Annotated in this window: 20 protein-coding genes; 18 read left to right on the forward strand and 2 right to left on the reverse strand. The window is 36.4% G+C overall.

The genetic code is table 11. From position 1 onward, the window contains the following. The first annotated feature begins 6 nt into the window (after positions 1-6). From hisC to KH893_RS01095, 5 genes are all read left to right on the forward strand, one after another. Complete coding sequence (gene hisC / locus KH893_RS01075; RefSeq protein WP_281164315.1) at positions 7-1,083, forward strand: histidinol-phosphate transaminase; 1,077 nt, start codon at positions 7-9, stop codon at positions 1,081-1,083. A gap of 84 nt (positions 1,084-1,167) precedes the next feature. Beyond that, on the forward strand, positions 1,168-2,127 hold the full coding sequence (locus KH893_RS01080; protein ID WP_281164316.1) for a Gfo/Idh/MocA family protein: 960 nt from the start codon (positions 1,168-1,170) through the stop codon (positions 2,125-2,127). 155 nt (positions 2,128-2,282) lie between these two features. Continuing rightward, complete coding sequence (gene cbpB, locus KH893_RS01085; protein ID WP_281164317.1) at positions 2,283-2,774, forward strand: cyclic-di-AMP-binding protein CbpB; 492 nt, start codon at positions 2,283-2,285, stop codon at positions 2,772-2,774. 11 nt (positions 2,775-2,785) lie between these two features. Beyond that, complete coding sequence (gene dapD, locus KH893_RS01090) at positions 2,786-3,496, forward strand: 2,3,4,5-tetrahydropyridine-2,6-dicarboxylate N-acetyltransferase (protein ID WP_281164318.1); 711 nt, start codon at positions 2,786-2,788, stop codon at positions 3,494-3,496. 30 nt (positions 3,497-3,526) lie between these two features. Continuing rightward, positions 3,527-4,675 (forward strand): N-acetyldiaminopimelate deacetylase, encoded by a 1,149-nt coding sequence (locus KH893_RS01095; protein ID WP_281164319.1) that lies wholly within the window; start codon positions 3,527-3,529, stop codon positions 4,673-4,675. Between the two features lie 132 nt (positions 4,676-4,807). Here the strand turns inward: KH893_RS01095 and KH893_RS01100 are convergent, their stop codons facing one another. Then, the gene (locus tag KH893_RS01100) at positions 4,808-5,722 is read right to left on the reverse strand and encodes a mechanosensitive ion channel family protein (protein ID WP_281164320.1); all 915 of its coding nucleotides are present in this window, start codon (positions 5,720-5,722) and stop codon (positions 4,808-4,810) included. A 154-nt stretch (positions 5,723-5,876) separates the two neighbouring features. Between KH893_RS01100 and KH893_RS01105 the strand changes: the two genes are divergently transcribed. Continuing rightward, positions 5,877-6,275: a DUF948 domain-containing protein gene (locus KH893_RS01105; RefSeq protein WP_281164321.1), complete on the forward strand. Its 399-nt coding sequence runs from the start codon at positions 5,877-5,879 to the stop codon at positions 6,273-6,275. 30 nt (positions 6,276-6,305) lie between these two features. Then, complete coding sequence (locus KH893_RS01110; RefSeq protein ID WP_281164322.1) at positions 6,306-6,773, forward strand: hypothetical protein; 468 nt, start codon at positions 6,306-6,308, stop codon at positions 6,771-6,773. 102 nt (positions 6,774-6,875) lie between these two features. Here KH893_RS01110 and KH893_RS01115 read toward each other — a convergent pair whose 3' ends face one another. Continuing rightward, positions 6,876-7,979, reverse strand: coding sequence for a M24 family metallopeptidase (locus KH893_RS01115; RefSeq protein WP_281164323.1), 1,104 nt, complete (start codon positions 7,977-7,979; stop codon positions 6,876-6,878). A 201-nt stretch (positions 7,980-8,180) separates the two neighbouring features. On the opposite strand from KH893_RS01115, the gene ccpA reads away from it, so the two are divergent. The 11 genes from ccpA (at position 8,181) to KH893_RS01170 (ending at position 16,606) form a co-directional block, all read left to right on the forward strand. Next, the gene (gene ccpA, locus KH893_RS01120) at positions 8,181-9,182 is read left to right on the forward strand and encodes a catabolite control protein A (RefSeq protein WP_281164324.1); all 1,002 of its coding nucleotides are present in this window, start codon (positions 8,181-8,183) and stop codon (positions 9,180-9,182) included. Between the two features lie 14 nt (positions 9,183-9,196). Then, the gene (locus KH893_RS01125; protein WP_281164326.1) at positions 9,197-9,685 is read left to right on the forward strand and encodes a VanZ family protein; all 489 of its coding nucleotides are present in this window, start codon (positions 9,197-9,199) and stop codon (positions 9,683-9,685) included. Between the two features lie 91 nt (positions 9,686-9,776). Next, on the forward strand, positions 9,777-10,505 hold the full coding sequence (locus tag KH893_RS01130) for a YebC/PmpR family DNA-binding transcriptional regulator (RefSeq protein ID WP_281164327.1): 729 nt from the start codon (positions 9,777-9,779) through the stop codon (positions 10,503-10,505). A gap of 174 nt (positions 10,506-10,679) precedes the next feature. Continuing rightward, on the forward strand, positions 10,680-11,666 hold the full coding sequence (gene comGA / locus KH893_RS01135; protein WP_281164328.1) for a competence type IV pilus ATPase ComGA: 987 nt from the start codon (positions 10,680-10,682) through the stop codon (positions 11,664-11,666). After that, positions 11,602-12,675: a type II secretion system F family protein gene (locus KH893_RS01140; protein WP_281164329.1), complete on the forward strand. Its 1,074-nt coding sequence runs from the start codon at positions 11,602-11,604 to the stop codon at positions 12,673-12,675. The genes comGA and KH893_RS01140 overlap by 65 nt, the downstream gene beginning before the upstream one ends. Next, positions 12,662-12,955, forward strand: a complete 294-nt coding sequence (comGC, locus tag KH893_RS01145) for a competence type IV pilus major pilin ComGC (protein ID WP_281164330.1) — start codon at positions 12,662-12,664, stop codon at positions 12,953-12,955. Before KH893_RS01140 ends, comGC begins: the two co-directional genes overlap by 14 nt. Then, on the forward strand, positions 12,903-13,436 hold the full coding sequence (locus KH893_RS01150) for a hypothetical protein (RefSeq protein ID WP_281164331.1): 534 nt from the start codon (positions 12,903-12,905) through the stop codon (positions 13,434-13,436). Before comGC ends, KH893_RS01150 begins: the two co-directional genes overlap by 53 nt. A gap of 156 nt (positions 13,437-13,592) precedes the next feature. After that, the gene (locus KH893_RS01155; RefSeq protein ID WP_281164332.1) at positions 13,593-14,024 is read left to right on the forward strand and encodes a hypothetical protein; all 432 of its coding nucleotides are present in this window, start codon (positions 13,593-13,595) and stop codon (positions 14,022-14,024) included. Next, positions 14,014-14,307, forward strand: coding sequence for a hypothetical protein (locus KH893_RS01160; RefSeq protein ID WP_281164333.1), 294 nt, complete (start codon positions 14,014-14,016; stop codon positions 14,305-14,307). The genes KH893_RS01155 and KH893_RS01160 overlap by 11 nt, the downstream gene beginning before the upstream one ends. Positions 14,308-14,384: 77 nt before the next feature. Continuing rightward, positions 14,385-15,395: a class I SAM-dependent methyltransferase gene (locus KH893_RS01165; RefSeq protein ID WP_281164334.1), complete on the forward strand. Its 1,011-nt coding sequence runs from the start codon at positions 14,385-14,387 to the stop codon at positions 15,393-15,395. Between the two features lie 20 nt (positions 15,396-15,415). Beyond that, a complete protein-coding gene (locus tag KH893_RS01170) occupies positions 15,416-16,606 on the forward strand; it encodes an acetate/propionate family kinase (RefSeq protein ID WP_281164335.1) in 1,191 nt (396 codons plus the stop codon). Positions 16,607-16,676 lie beyond the last annotated feature (70 nt).

Below are 16,676 nucleotides of genomic sequence, written 5' to 3' on the forward strand. Positions count from 1 at the left end.
TGCCAAGTGAAAGATCAGATTAAGCAATTATCAAGTTATGTTCCAGAAGAACCTTTAGCTGCTGTCAAAAAACGGTTGGGATTGAAAAGATTGGTTCGCCTTTCAGCTAATGAAAATCCTTTTGGGACTTCAAAGCAAGTTAAACAAGCAATTATTAATTGGAATTTTGGTGAAACAAATCGTTATCCTGATGGCAATGCGACGACTTTAAGAATGACGCTTGCTCAAAAACTGCAGATTCCACCAGAAAAATTTGTCTTTGGAGTCGGTCTTGATGAAATTATTGAACTGATTTCGCGAATTTTCTTAGAAGTTGGGGATGAAATTTTACAAACAGCACCAACTTTTTCTGAATATGCACTTCATGCGCAGATTGAAGGAGCTAAAGTTGTTTCAGTTCCCTGTGATCCCAAAACTGGAAAAAATAATTTATCACAAATGCTGACCAAGATTAATCAAAAAACTAAATTAATTTGGCTCTGTAATCCTAACAATCCGACCGGTTCGTATCAAACGCCATTTGAACTAGCAGAATTTTTAAAGCAAGTTCCCTCAGAGGTTCTAGTTTTGATTGATGAAGCCTATATTCATTATGTTACTGAGGTTGATCAGCCAAGTGCTTTGCCGTTGCTAGAGCAATTCCCAAATGTGGTGGTAATGCGGACTTTTTCAAAAGTTTATGGTCTAGCTAATTTGCGAGTTGGTTTTGCGGTAATGGATCAAGAATTAGCTAATTATCTGCAAGCTGTTCGGTTACCTTATAATTTAAATTCTTTAGTTCAAGTTGGCGCTTTGGCAGCCTTGCAAGATCAAAAATTTGTAACCTCATCAATCGAAAGGACAGCCCAAGAAAGAGACAAATGGGAAAAGTTCTTTGCCGCAAATCAAATCAAATACTTCCACAGTCAAGCTAATTTTATTTTCTTTAAGTTTCCAGAGGCGCTGAAGTTAGCGGATAATTTATTACACAATGGTTTTCAGTTACGTCGAGGCTTGGCTGAAGACTGGCTGAGGTTGACAATTAGTGATGAAGCTGATGGTCAACAGTTACGTCAACTGATTGCTGATTTTAAATCATGCTAAAAAATTTAACATGTGGAATTAGTAAATTATTTGGTACAATGACAGTAGTAACCAGATGATTCAATTCCAGATGAGGTGAAAAAAATGGCAGTTAGGTACGGCATTATTGGTGATGAAGTTGCAACTCAGCGACTTGCAGCTGCAATAGAAGCTAGTCAAACAGGTATTTTAAGTGGAGTAGTTGGAAACTCAACGGTAAATCAACAATTAGCGCAACTCAATCCGCAATTAACAGTTTTTTCTGATCAACGAAAACTGTTAACAGCGGATCTTGATGTAATTTATTTGGCTGCTGATCAACAGTCAAAGTTTGAATTAGCAAAGCAGGGATTGTTAAACAATAAAAATTTATTAATTGAAAAACCGTTAACGCGGCATTTTATTGGTGCTAATGAAATTTTGCGCTTAGCAAAACAGCAAAATTTACTAGTTTTTGAGGACTTTTCACCGCTGTTTTCGCCGCTTATGCAACAAGTCAAAGCTTTGGTAGCTCAAAAAATAATTGGTGATTTAAGGTTTATTGATGTCAAACTAGGGATCAAAAATCCACCGGTTTGGTTTACTGATTTATCAGCTGGTGGTGGGGCATTATTTCATAGCGGATCAATGATTGTTGCACTGATTCAGTCTTTATGTGGTCATCCAATTACTCAATGGCAAGGTTTAGAAAATAGTCAGATTGGTCAGGCAGATTCAAGTTGCAATTTAGTGTTCAAGGCCAAAAACATTTTGAGTAATGTATTGATTACCGCTGAGCCAGGTTTTGAAAATGAAATTGTTTTGTATGGGACTGATGGCAAAATTAAAGTTTTGAATTTTGATCAGCAAACTGAAAAAGCTGTTTTACTGCTGCCAGGACGGTCAAAAAATCTGGTGGCTGATCAGCAAACAGCGGATAATTTAGTTTATTTACTTGATTGGTTCGATCAGTGTTTAGCTGCCAATAATCAGGACTGTATAACAACTGCTGCAAAACTTATTTTAAGTTCGCGAAAGGTAATTGAATCACTTTATCAGCAATGGTACGGTGATCCTTTGAATTAACCCTATTAAAAGCTGACTGGTCAAGAGACCAATTTGCTTTTTTTGTTGACTTCTAAAATTTTTTAAAGCTTTCTTTTTTGTAAGAAAAAGATTGGATTTTATTTTTTAAATAACCTAAAATAAACTTAGCAAGCTCAAACTAAGGGGGCTAAATTTTGATTGCTAAGTCGATTGAAAGTTTATTTGACCAGCGCCAGGATCATTTTTTAATTCCAGCCGAAATTGTTGCTAATGTGCAGGAAACCAACCATTTGGATCATGCATTTTTAGTTTTGACTAAAATCAAATATTCAAGAATTCCGGTTCTTGATAATGAGCAGCATTTTAAAGGACTGTTGTCACTATCAATGATAACTGAAACAATGTTAGGGATGAATGGAATTGATCCATCAACATTAGCAAGACACCAGGTAAAAGAAGTCATGCAGACTGATGTACCAACGATTGAATTGCCATATGATATTGAAGAAATTCTACATTTGTTAGTTGACCAGCCATTTTTAGTGGTGGTTGACAAAAATCGAATATTTACTGGGATTGTTACCCGCCGTGAGATCATGAAAGTATTTAATTATACCGCTCATGAGTTGGAACATTATTTTACAGTAACAGAAAAACAAACAGAAAAAATTAAGCAAGAAAGCTAAGGAGAATTTATATGCCAAAATTAGATGCCAATGAAATTATCAAAACAATTGCGGATGCAAAAAAAACTACGCCAGTCAAGGTCTTTCTTAAGGGGAGCTTAAATGAACTCAAAGTTCCAAAAAAGCTTGACGCTTACTTTGGTAAAAAAGCTGGAGTATTATTTGGTGACTGGAAAGAAGTAGCGACATTTTTAAAAAAGAATCAAGCTAAGATTAAAAAGTATCGAATTGAAAATGATGGTCGGAATACTGGTGTTCCATTACTTGATAAGAAAAAGTTCAATGCACGAATCGAGCCAGGATCAATTATTCGTGATCAAGTCGAAATTGGTGACAATGCGGTTATTATGATGGGAGCTGTGATCAATATTGGCGCAGAAATTGGAGAAGGCTCGATGATTGATATGGGTGCCATTTTGGGTGGACGAGCAATTGTTGGCAAGCATTGTCATATTGGAGCAGGAACGGTCTTAGCCGGGGTCGTTGAACCACCTTCTGCTCAGCCAGTTGTGATCGAAGATAATGTTTTGATTGGTGCAAATGCAGTCGTTTTAGAAGGGGTGCGAGTTGGTGCTGGTTCAGTAGTTGGAGCTGGAGCTGTTGTAACGAAAGATGTCGCTCCGGGAACAGTTGTCGCTGGGGTACCAGCACGTAAAATTAAGGATGTTGCCCAAGTTGCTGAAGGGAAAAAAGAACTAGTCGATGATTTGCGTAAAATCTAATCAGCGAATTGGAAGAATGGGAATGATAAGATGAGTCTATCAGCAGAAAATTTAATTGCAATTCGGCGACAACTGCATCAGATTCCAGAAATTGGCATGGAGGAGTTTGAAACCCAGGCTTTGTTGCTGAAAATTATTCAGGCAATGCCGCAGACCTATTTACAAATTCAAACTTGGAAAACGGCAATTTTAGTTCATGTTCAAGGTAGCCAGTCGCGTTATACAATTGGCTATCGCACGGATATTGACGGCCTGCCAGTAACTGAAGAAACCGGTTTGCCATTTAGTTCGCAGCATCCTGGCAAAATGCATGCTTGCGGTCACGATATTCATATGACAGTCGCATTAGGAATTTTAAGTTACTTTGCTGAACATCAGCCAATGACGAATTTAGTGTTTATCTTTCAGCCAGCTGAAGAAAATGCCAGTGGTGGCAAACAATTATATGAGGCAGGAGCTTTGGATGAGTGGCTGCCTGATGAAATTTATGCTTTTCATGATAATCCGCAATTGCCGGCTGGGGTTATTGGTTGTCGCCAAGGGACCTTATTTGCCGGAACATGTGAAATCCATGCTAAATTTATTGGAAAAAGCGGTCATGCGGCTTTTCCGCAAAATGCTAATGATATGGTCGTGGCAGGTTCAACCTTTGTTACTCAAATTCAGACAATCGTTAGCCGCAATCTTGATCCAATTCAAGCTGGCGTAGTCACTTTAGGGCATTTCAATGCTGGAACGGTTGGTAATGTAATTGCCGGGACAGCACAAATCGATGGAACGATTCGAGCTTTGACCCAAGAAATTAACTTAAAGATTCAGCAACGGGTACGAACGATTGCACGATCAATTGCTGCTGGATTTGAATGCCAATTGGATTTAGATTTGCATCAAGGTGGGTATTACCCAGTTGAAAATGATCTGCAAACAACCAAGTCATTTATTAGCTACATGGAAAATGCTCCAGGGGTCGTTTATCAAGAAACGCGACCAGCAATGACTGGAGAAGATTTTGGCTTTCTATTATCAAAAATTCCGGGAACGATGTTTTGGTTAGGAGTTGAGAGCCCATATTCATTGCATTCTGAGCATTTGGCACCTAATGAAGGAGCAATCATCAAGGGCGTGACTGCTATGATTGGTTTCTTGAAACGACGCCAAAATGAAATTAAAAGTAAATAATTAAGTTAAGGTCTTCTAATTGGTAAAAAAGCTGTATATATAATGATAGGTCAAAAACATCTAGCGTTATAAAGTGGCTTTAATAGCAGTTTAGGAGACTTTATTTAGCTTTATCTCAATTGAAGTTTTTGTTTAAGACGATGTGGTCAAATTTAATGGTGAATTGGCGATTTTGTAACCAGCCTGCGTAAGTTTTTCCAGATAAGCCGCCAGAAAATCACGTTGCACAGTATATTGCGCTCCGTTTTTAGTGTAGATGATGACTCTCAATGCTAAGTTCCCATGACCATTATCAATGGTTCCTAATAAAGTTGGCCCTTGTGTAATTTCAGGATAATTTGGTGCCAATTGTTGATTTACCTGCTTTATTACCGCACTCATCCCCTGAATATCCTCATTTGGATCAAAATAGACATCAACTAAAGCACGCATATCATTACGAGATAGGTTGCTGACGATGGTGATATTTCGGTTAGGAATATAATGTAAGGTACCATCATAATCAACGATTTGTGTTGTTCGTAGACCGATTGCATGGATCGTTCCTGAAATCGTTCCAATTTTCACTTCATCACCGACATCGAATTGCTGTTCCAGCAAGATAAAAAATCCTGTTACGACATCAGTGACAAAACCTTGAGCACCTAAACCTAAGGCAACACTGACGATTCCTGCACCAGCAATCAAGGTACCAACAGGGATTCCTAAAATTGACAAAACTGCATAAAAGTAAAAAAATAGGATACTATAGTGAAAAATGTTGAGGGATAATGTATAAATTGTTTGCAGTCGATTGGCCGAGAGATGGTCGCTTCTTTTAGGATGCTTGAAACTGCGGCTAATAAGTTTTTTACCAATCCAATTAATCATAAAAAACAAAATGGAAAGCAGAATAATTGAAAGGAAAGTGGTCACTATTTTACTAATAACACTATCCCAGTCAATATTAGTAAAATAGTGAGTGATAATATTCGTTTGTTGACTCATCTGCTTGGAAACAGAAGATGATAATGATCCGTTATCTTTAGCTAAGTAAAAAAAATGCATTGCAGCAACACTCCTTTATTTCTCTGTCTATCATAGCAAAATTTAAGACAAACTGCAGTATAATTAAGAAAGAGACTAAGTATTGTTTTAATTGCAGTTTTGTTTCAGCAATGCTATTGTTAAGCAAAGTGAAAAAAATAGGAGGACATTTTGGATGACACTTACGTTTGGACAGTTGGCTGGCTTGATTGCCGCCTTAGCTTTTTTATTGCTGGTCGTTTTTTTGTGTATGCTGATCGTCAAATTAGGTAAGGTCGTTAAAGAAACGCAGCAATCAGTTACTTCCTTGACCAAGGATGTTGATTCAATTTCCCAAGAAGTTGAAGATCTACTCGCCAAAACCAATGTTTTACTCGATGACGTTAATCATAAAGTCAAGACGATCGATCCGTTTTTTAAGACAGTTGCAGACTTGAGTGAAAGTGTTTCAGACTTAAATGATGCCAGCAAAAATTTGGCTAAAAGGGTTACAAGTTCTTCAAAAAAAGTTGGGAAAACTGCGATAGTTTGGAATATGCTTAGCCATTTATATAAAAAACATAATCAAAAATGATCATTAGTTCAATTTGAGGAGGAATTTAGGATGAGTAAAAAAACATCACTTTTATTTGGTTTAGCTGCAGGGATCGCAGCTTATACAGTTACCAAAAAAGTTTTAAAAGAGCATCGACCAGAAATTAAAGCTAAGCTGCAAGAACTTAAAGATAACGGAACTGAAGTTGGCTTACGTTATTACGATTATGCTAAAGATTATCTGAATAATCAGGTCGATGTTAAAACATCATTTGCCGATTTAAAAGAAAGGGTGCTCGATGCGGCAGATAGTTTGAAAAACAATGATAAGTTGCAGCAGGCGTTTACTTCTTTAAAAGATGCAACTGATGAACTAAAAGAAGAATTGGCGAATCAGCACCAAGAGCAAGAAGAACTTGATGGTGAAAATGATGATGAGATCGTGATCGATGGACGCTCAGCATTTGGAGAAGCTAAAGCGGCAGCTGATTTTGAAGAGGACCATCCAACTGAGACCTTTTTCCCGCATGGAGAATAACGAAATTAAAAATTGTAATTCTTAAAAGCCCCCTAAATTGAAAAAATAATTTAGGGGGTTCTTTATTATCAAAGGTTAATTATCTTTAAAGGGTAGTAAGGGTTATTTAACTGGTAAGATTTTTAAGTTTTTGGAAGTATGCGTAAATGGTTCAACACCATCAGCGGTGACATAAACACAATCTTCAATTCGGACACCTGCAATTCCTGGAATATAGATGCCAGGTTCAATTGAAAAACACATGCCAGGCCTGAGAACTAAGTCATTTCCCTCCATGATTGACGGGAATTCGTGCTCACTTTGCCCCATACCATGTCCTAAACGGTGAATAAAGTATTGACCATAACCGGATCTTTTAATGATACTTCGAGCAATCTGGTCTAATTCAGCAGCCGTAATTCCCGGTTTAGCAGCAGCTTGTGCTGTTAGTTGTGCTTCAAGGCAGACTTTATAAATATCTTGTGACTTTTGATCGATCTGTCCAAAAGCAACCGTTCGACTGGCATCAGAAATATAGCCTTCATAAATTACTCCTAAATCAAATAAGACTAGCTTGTTTGGTTGAATAAAATCTTTTTTAGGTGCCCCGTGTGGTTCAGCCGCGTTGGTTCCACTTTGAACGATTGTGTCAAAACTCGTATGCATGATTCCTTTTTGTTTCAGTGCATATTCGATTTCAGCGACAACATCTTGTTCTGTCCGTTTGGTCGTTAAGGCTTTGAATCCAACATCAAAAGCAAAATCCGCCCATTTTCCAGCAATTCGCAGTTTTTCAATTTCATCTGCGGTTTTGATCAAACGTTCCTTTTGAATCACGGGTGTCAAATTACCATTAAATTTTGAATTAGGAAATTTTTGGTGTAATTGTTCAAAACGACTAACATTAAGATTGCCTTTTTCAATTGCCCAGTCTTCCGGCTGAGTGATTCGCTGTAAGATTTTGTCTTTGATAATGCCATATGGATCTTCATGATCTAGGTAGCCATAGACCGGAAAATTCCAACCCGCCTCTTTAACTGCTTCAACTTCCAAAGCCGGAGCAAAAATAAATGGATCCTGATCAGGAAAAATAAACAGTGCCAACGTTCGTTCAACAGGATCACTGCTAAAACCAGTAAAGTATTGAATATTTTGATAATCGCTAATATAACCGATTTGATAATTATTTTTAGCTAACCAGGTTTGAATATTTTCAAGATGTGACATTTGACCGCTTCCCCTAATTTAATTACTTTGATTATAGCATATTTAGCGATTTGAATTAAATTCACAGCAGCTGACTCTTTGAAAATAATGAAAACTTAATGAAAATAAGCCATTTCAGCTAATTAACCGCTTGCAATTGTCGAATTATTTTGCTAAATTAGATAGTGATAATGAAAATGAAATGAAAGCGAGAGACACATAATGGAAAAACATACAATTACGATTTACGATGTAGCGCGAGAAGCTGACGTCTCAATGGCAACCGTCTCACGAGTTGTCAATGGAAATCCAAATGTAAAACCAACTACTCGAAAAAAAGTCCTAGAAGTCATTGATCGCTTGGATTATCGTCCTAATGCGGTTGCTAGAGGTCTAGCCAGCAAAAAGACCACTACAGTTGGGGTGATCATCCCCAATGTTACTAATATCTATTTTTCCTCATTAGCTCGAGGAATTGATGATGTTGCCACAATGTATAAATATAATATTATTTTAGCAAATTCTGATGGCAATTCACGAAAAGAGATTTCGGTCTTGAACACTTTATTAGCCAAGCAGGTTGATGGTATCATTTACATGGGCAACAGTATCAGCTCTGAGTTACGTTCGCAATTTGCTCATAGCAAGACACCAATTGTTTTGTCTGGATCAATTGATGATCAAGAAGAGTTTGGCAGTGTGCACATTAATTATGCAGCTGCGGTAGAAGAAGCGGTTGCCGATTTATTAAATCACGGCAATCAAAGAGTAGCTTTTATTTCTGGACCTTTGAAAGAACCAATTAACGGCAAGTATCGACTGGCTGGTTATAAAAAAGTTTTAGCAAAAAATGGAATTGAATTTGATCCAGAATTGGTTTTTGAGACTGATTATAGTTATCATGCTGGTGAAATGTTATGGCCAGCAATTGTTTCCGCTAAAGCAACTGCAGCTGTTGTTGGTGATGATGAATTGGCAGCTGGAGTTTTGAATGGTGCACAGGATGCTGGAGTTAAAGTTCCTCAGGATTTTGAAATCGTTACTAGCAATAACTCAAAAATTACTGAAATCGTTCGTCCTAAACTTTCATCGATCACTCAGCCATTATATGATATTGGGGCTGTTTCAATGCGATATTTGACGAAATTAATGAATAAAGAAGAGATAGCTGAAAAGACCGTTGAATTGCCATATGGTTTTATTAAACGGTCATCAACTAAATAATAAGCGGGGATTTTTTGAAAAGTAAAAATGATACACGATTATACTTACTGCTGGCGCTTTTAGTTATGGGGGGATTGTTTATCAGTTCTTCAATGACCTATCAGCAACAGACCTCAGTTCCTTTTCTTGAAAAATATTTGTCTTTTAAACCATTTGAACATCAATTATCGCAAATTTCTTTTACGTATGCTGGTCAGACAATCAGTATTGCGGCTAGTGGGTACTATAAATTTGTTGAGTTTTTTATGCGTAAAGCAGCCCATTTTTTTATTTATTTGGCATTAGGTGCTTTCTTTGTGTTGGCTTTAAGAACCAGACTTAAGAATAATTTATTAACAATTTTTGTGTGTACATTAATGTCGCTGGGTTATGCGGCTTTGGATGAATTTCATGAAATGTTGACTGGTGACCGGACACCATTGTTTCAAGATGTGATTTTGGATGGCTTTGGGGCATTGACAGGCATCTTATTAGTAATGCTGATTAAACGTAAAAGAAGGTAGTAAGTAAATTTGCTTTAAATTAATTGTTTTGTTAAAATTTATTTGACTGTAACGTCAATTTGCTATTACTAATTGGAAAGAGGTATTAGAAATGTCAGGACATTCTAAATGGAATAACATCCAAGGCCGAAAAAATGCTCAGGATGCAAAACGTGGTAAAGTTTTCCAAAAATTATCACGTGAGATATATATGGCGGCTAGAACTGGCGGTCCTGATCCAGATGGGAATCCACAATTGCGTTTAATGGTTGATAAGGCTCGAGCAGCTAATATGCCAAAAGATAATATTAAACGTGCAATCGATAAGTCAACTGGAGCAGATGGAGCAAACTACGAAGAGATTACGTATGAAGGCTATGGTCCTGGGGGCGTTGCAGTTTTAGTTCATGCCTTAACAGATAATCGCAATCGGACTGCTTCAGCTGTCAGAGCTGATTTTACTCGCAATGGTGGGAGCTTAGGCGAAACTGGTTCGGTTAGTTTTATGTTTGATCGCAAAGGTTATATTGCCATTGCAAGAGAGGATCTTGATGTAACTGAGGATCAAATGTTTGAAGATGTTATCAATGCCGGTGCAGAGGATCTGCAAACCTCAACTGATGTTTTTGAAATTTACACTGATCCAAAAGATTTCACAGCAGTTCGGGATGCTTTAGAAAAAAAATATGATTTGGCGAATGCGGAATTAACTATGATCCCTAAAAATTATGTTGCAGTACCTACTGATAAGGTGGAACAATTTGAACGCATGATTGATCGCTTGGAAGATGAAGATGATGTTTCTGAAGTCTTTCATGCCGGGGAGTTACCGGAAAATTAATTTTTAACTAGTGAACTGCGAATGATTTATTAAGATCATTTGCAGTTTTTTTTAAGTTTTTTAAAAGAATAACTAATTAGTTCTTAGGAACCTTTAAGCCGAGAAATGTTTAAAGGTTTTTTTTATGGAGAAACTTTGCCTGTCTGACGTATTAACCAACAGGGAGGTGAAAAAATGGAAGTTGAAAAATTTGTCAAAGAGTTCATCGCTGTTTTTATCAGTCAAAATGCCAGTGACGTTTATATTACGCAAAAAAATGATTTTGTGGAAGTAAAATTTTTGGCGGGCAATTTTCTGAAAGAATATCGAAAATTATCTGTCAAACAAGGGACACAGCTAATCAATTTTTTAAAATTCAAAGGGGGGTTAATGCTTTCAGAACACCGGCGACCACAAACTGGTTCAATGATTTTTGCGGAGGATGGTCAATTAAAGCAAAAAGTTTTTGGTAGAATTTCAACGATTGGTGATTTCCGAGGCTTTGAATCATTAGTTATGCGGTTGATTTATCAACAAGCTTTTCAGCAGGATAATTTTTTCTTTCCTGATCAACTTCAGCAGTTGAAAATTAAAGCTCAAGAAAAAGGCCTGATCTTATTTTGCGGTCCAGTGGGATCAGGTAAGACTACCACGATGTATCAACTAGCTAAAAGTTTTAGCCGGGTTCAAGTTATGACGATTGAAGATCCAGTCGAGATTTACGAGCCTGATTTTCAGCAATTTCAAGTCAATTATCAGGCACAAATGACCTACTTAGAATTATTGAAAGCGGCTTTAAGACATCGTCCGGATATTTTGATTATTGGAGAAATTCGCGATGCGCAAACGGCTAGTGCCGTGATCGATGCGGCTTTAAGCGGTCATTTGGTTTTTAGTACGTTGCATGCCAATTGCGCAAGCAGTGCTTTAAAGAGATTAATTGATTGGCAAATTGCTGCATCTGATTTATGGTCTAGTATTCGCTTGATCAATTATCAGCGCTTAATTCCAACAGTCGACACGCAATTTAAACTTCTTTGTGAACAACTACCAATTACACCAGAATTATTTAATTGTGAGCTGACAGCAGAAATTTCAAATGATTGGAGGAAAAAACTTGATTTTTGTCAAAAACAGAATTGGATTTCAGCAATTGAAAAAGAAAATTTTTGGTCTGGATAATTCAAAATGGACCTTGAAAGAACAAACCGATTTTTTTCAAACTTGCAGTGATTTACTAAAGGCTGGTTTTTCAATCAAAAAAATTGCGAATGATTTACCGCTGCTCTTTCCACAAAGTAAAAATAAGTATCAGCAGTTAGAAAAAGAATTGCTGCAAGGCAAGAGCTTAAGTTCAAGCTTGCGACCTTTTGTTAATCGTGATATTGCGGATCAGTTATGGATTGCTGAGCAGCATGGGATGCTATTGCTTAGCCTAGAGCAACTTGCCAAATTTTATGGTCAACGGCAACGGCAAAAGGAACATCTGCAAGGAATTTTATTTTATCCTTTTTTATTGATTGCTTTGATGGTCATGCTCTCAATCATGGTCAATTATTGGTTAAAACCAGAATTAGCAGATTTTCAAACTAACTCTAATCGCCTAAACTCATTTGATTTTCTTATGCAGATTTTAATCGGAGTTGCAGTGAGCGGAGTTGGAGTCTATTTGTTACGAGTTAGAAAGTACTTTTTTCAAAAAAAGTATCTTTCTAAATGGGACTGGCTTTGTCAACTACCGTTTTTAGGAAAAATTTTTCGTGAATATGCCTATTATTACTTAACTTTTAATTTGGGCCTGATGTTAAAAAGCGGTTTGGATTTGCAAAAGATCTGTTTATTGTTAACGAATTTTGATGAAAAATCATTGTTATTTCAATTTAGTTGTTGCTTGCATAAAGCCTCGCTATCAGGAAATACTTTAACAAGTTTGCCAGATCAACGAGCTTTCATACCGCCCGAGTTTCGGCTGTTCTTCAGCAAAGGGCATACTTCCAATCAATTAAGTGAGGAGCTGCTGTATTTTTCGACCGTGACCTATCAACGCTTGCTGGCAAGTTTTAACCGGCTGATCGAATTGATTCAACCAATCATGTTTATACTAGTTGCTTTAGTGATCGTCGGTACCTATCTCGAAATATTATTACCTTTATACCAAAACCTTGGGGGAATTTCTCATGAAAATTATTAAAAGCCGAACAAATGCTTTTACCTTGATTGAAATGTCGATAGTGCTTTTTATTATTGCTTTGCTGATCTTGTTGATTTTGCCGAATATTAATTCACAAAAGAATCGCGCCCAGACGGTTAGCAATCAAGCTTTAAATCAAGTTGTTCAGACTCAAGCAGATTTATATCGTGATCAGCATGATACTCAAAGCGTTTCACTTGATGACTTAAAAAAGGAAGGTTTTTTGAATGATGCGCAATATCAAAAGGCGGTCAAAGCTGACATTAAAGTTCAGGAATGAAACTTTTACGTTGATTGAGATGTTAGTAGTGCTGACATTGCTTACCAGTTTGCTATTATTTACGATTAAACCAGCTGGCGGTTTGACCGCAGTTTATCAAGAAAGAACTTTCTGGAACAGTTTAAAATATACTTGGAACCGAGAATTTACACTAGTTTCGCAACGTAAAGAAAGGGGAATTATTAAATTTGAAAAAGACAAGATCACTTTTTACGAACAAAACCGTTTGCTTGCGACGATTAACCTGCCTAAAACCTTGTATATTTTTAGTTTCAAACAAATTTTAATTAATGAAACAGGTCAGGTTCAAGGTACAACTATTTTAATCAATTCCACGGATGAAAAACGGCATTTCAAAATTGTAGTTCAGGTTGGTTGGGGGAAGTACTATGTCAAACAAAACGAGCAAGCCGGGATTCGTCTTGGCCGAAACGATTATTGCATTAAGTTTATTTTGTCTGGGAATAATTTTTTTATTTGAAGAAAGCCACTATTTAAACAATTTAGAAGTGCAAAAAAGCGTTCTGTTAAAAAAAAGCCAACAAACAGTTAATATAAGTTATAAACTATTAGATCAGTCAGCCAAAAAACTTTCTTCAAAAGAACAACAGCTCTTAAATGAGGCGGTGAAATAGGAGTGAAAAGAGATGCTTTTACTTTGCTTGAATGTTTGTTAGCCTTAGGAATTACGCTAACTTTTACACTCTTAGTCAGTGCAATTTTAACAACAGCACGTGGACAGCTTTTTAGTGAGGCAAAAATAGATCAGCTAGATTGGGAAAGATTTTCAACGACGCTTTTAGGCGATAATTTAGAATTACAACATGTAGCTGATCAATCAGCAAGTCTTTTTTATAGTCCAGTGACTAACAAAAAATACCATTTAGTTTTTGATAGTTCAAAGAATTTAATCAAACTAGTAGCAACTGAGGGCGGATATTTACCGTTATTGTATAATGTAGATGATTATCATATTGACTATGCTGCTGGTTATTTAAAAATTACTGCTATGATTCACCAGAAAAATTATCATTTAGTGAGGTATGTTTTAACTAAAAATGAAAATTAAAGCTTTTATGTTGTTTCCAAGTATTATATTTTTAATGATTTTTGCTTCCTGGAGTTGTCTGCAAATTTTATGGTATCAGCAAAGAATGAGCGGCTATCAGAGTCAATTAGATCATAATCAAGCTGTAATTCTTCGAAATGTAGCAATTGCTAATGGTATTAAGAAGAATCAAATTATGAAATTTGCTCAACAAAGGGTTGAATGTCAAGGCGCTAAATATAACATAACGTTAGAAAATGGTCGTCAGATTACTTTAAATTTCCCCTTAAATTTGAATGAGTAAAATATAACTCTTGAAATAAAGTCTAGAAATCATTAAACTAGTAAAAGTAGTTTGACAATAGAAACAGGAGCTTAGCTATGGAAATAAAAAAAGTAAAACAAGGATTCGATCTATTTTTAGAATCAGTTAATTTATTGATGAAGTCACTTAATTCGTCTTTTTTAGATGCTTTGATTGAATCTGGGGATAATTTAAATACTGGGCAGATAATGGTTGAAAATAATCGCCCAACCGAAGCTGAGCAAAAAAAACTGACAGAAATTTATCGGCAATTTTCAAATTTAGCTTTGACAGTTGAACAAAAAAGGCAAGTTATCCAGTTTGCTTTATTTCGCGCCCAAAGCGTTGACAAAATTCAAGCCAACCATCAATTAACACCAGATTCGATCGGTGTTTTAATTGCTGATTTCTTAAAAAACTTTCTGCCAACTTCTAAGCCGCTGGTTCTGGTTGACCCAACCGTTGGAACGGCTAATTTATTATTAACATTGGATCAATTTTTAAAAAAAGTAGGTTTTTCTAATCTTGAATTTTGGGGAATCGATAACGATGATACGCTTTTAGCAATTGCTTCGATGAGTATTCAACTACAACAAGCACAAATTGAGTTATATCATCAAGATGCGATTGATCCCTGGATTACTCCGAAAGCAGATGCTGTTGTAGCGGATTTGCCAGTCGGGTACTACCCACTAGATGAGAAAACTAAAAATTTTACTAGTCGTTCAGTTAAGGGGCATTCATTCGTTCATCATTTACTGATTGAGCAATCTTTGTTGCAATTAAAACCAAATGGCTTAGGGATTTTTTTGGTTCCAAAGATCATTTTTCAAACAGATGAAGCTAAAGCGTTATTGAAAGTTATTCAAAATTTTTCTCATTTTCAAGGCTTACTGAATTTGCCACCAGATTTATTTGCTTCAAAAGAAGCTCAAAAGTCATTATTAATCTTGCAAAAAAAAGGTTCAGTTGCAAAGCAAGCAGCTCCAGTTTTGATTGGCGAGTTTCCAAAGATTAAAGATCATGCCGAACTGGAAAACTTTATTGAACAAGTCAAGATTTGGCAGCATAGGAATTTATTTTACTAGAGTTTTAGGAGAGATTGAGTATGGTTAAAATACTGGCAGTTAATGCGGGAAGTTCATCCTTGAAGTGGAAACTTTTTGAGATGCCACAAAAACAGATCCTAGCAGCGGGACTGATTGAAAGAATCGGAATGAAAAAAAGCGAGTTCAGTTTTTCAGTTGCAAATAAAAAATATCGGGAGCAATTAAAGATTCCTGACCATAAAGCTGCTGTTGATTGCTTACTGGAAATTTTGACAAAATATCGGATTGTTGAGAAACTAACTGAAATTAAGGGTGTTGGTCATCGTTTTGTAAATGGCGGCAGCTTTTTTTCAAAATCTGTTATCATTGATGAGGCCAATTTGAATTTAATGGAACAAGTTAAGGAGTTAGCCCCTCTACACAATCCAGGTAATATTTTGGCAATCAAAGCTTTTCAGCAGGAATTGCCCGCGGCAGTTAGTGTAGCAGTATTTGACACCGGTTTTCATCAAACATTGCCACCAGAGAACTATCTTTATAGTTTGCCTTATCAATATTTTAAAAAATATCATGTGCGTCGTTTCGGTGCCCATGGGATTAGCTACCGGTATGTCTTTAACCGGCTACTTGAATTGACTGGACAGCCATCTGTGCGAAGTAATGCGATTATTATGCACTTAGGTTCGGGAGCTTCAATTTGTGCAATTAAAAATGGCAAATCCTTTGATACCACGATGGGTTTTTCACCCGTTTCAGGGATTACGATGCAAACTCGCTCTGGAGATGTTGATGCATCCTTATTGGTATATTTACAGGAAAAATTACAAATTTCTCCGCAGCAAATGTTGGATATTTTAAATCAGAAATCCGGTTTATTGGGGATTTCACAAATTTCTTCAGATTTACGTGATATCTTAGCTAAGGTTAACTCTGATCCGCAGGCCAAATTAGCTATTAAGATCTTCGTTAACCGAATCATTAAGTATCTTGGTGCTTATATTACTGAATTAGGTCAGGTTGATAATTTAGTTTTTACGGGCGGGATTGGTGAAAATGTGCCAGTTATTCGGCAACTGATTTGCGATCAGCTTGGTCTTTTTGGTGTTAAATTAGCCGAAGAAAAAAACTCAGCTATTGGCCAAATTACTAAAATTAGCCAGGCAAGTTCTCAAATAGCTGTCTGGGTGATTCCAACTAATGAAGAACTAATGATAGCAGAAGATGTATTCAAATTAGGTGGATTTAATTAGTGATGAATTTTAATCATTTAAAACTGAAAAGCTTGAATTTTACTTCATTCAAAATGCAAGGTATAATTAT

Source organism: Liquorilactobacillus sicerae (assembly GCF_029916425.1).
Lineage (GTDB): Bacteria > Bacillota > Bacilli > Lactobacillales > Lactobacillaceae > Liquorilactobacillus > Liquorilactobacillus sicerae.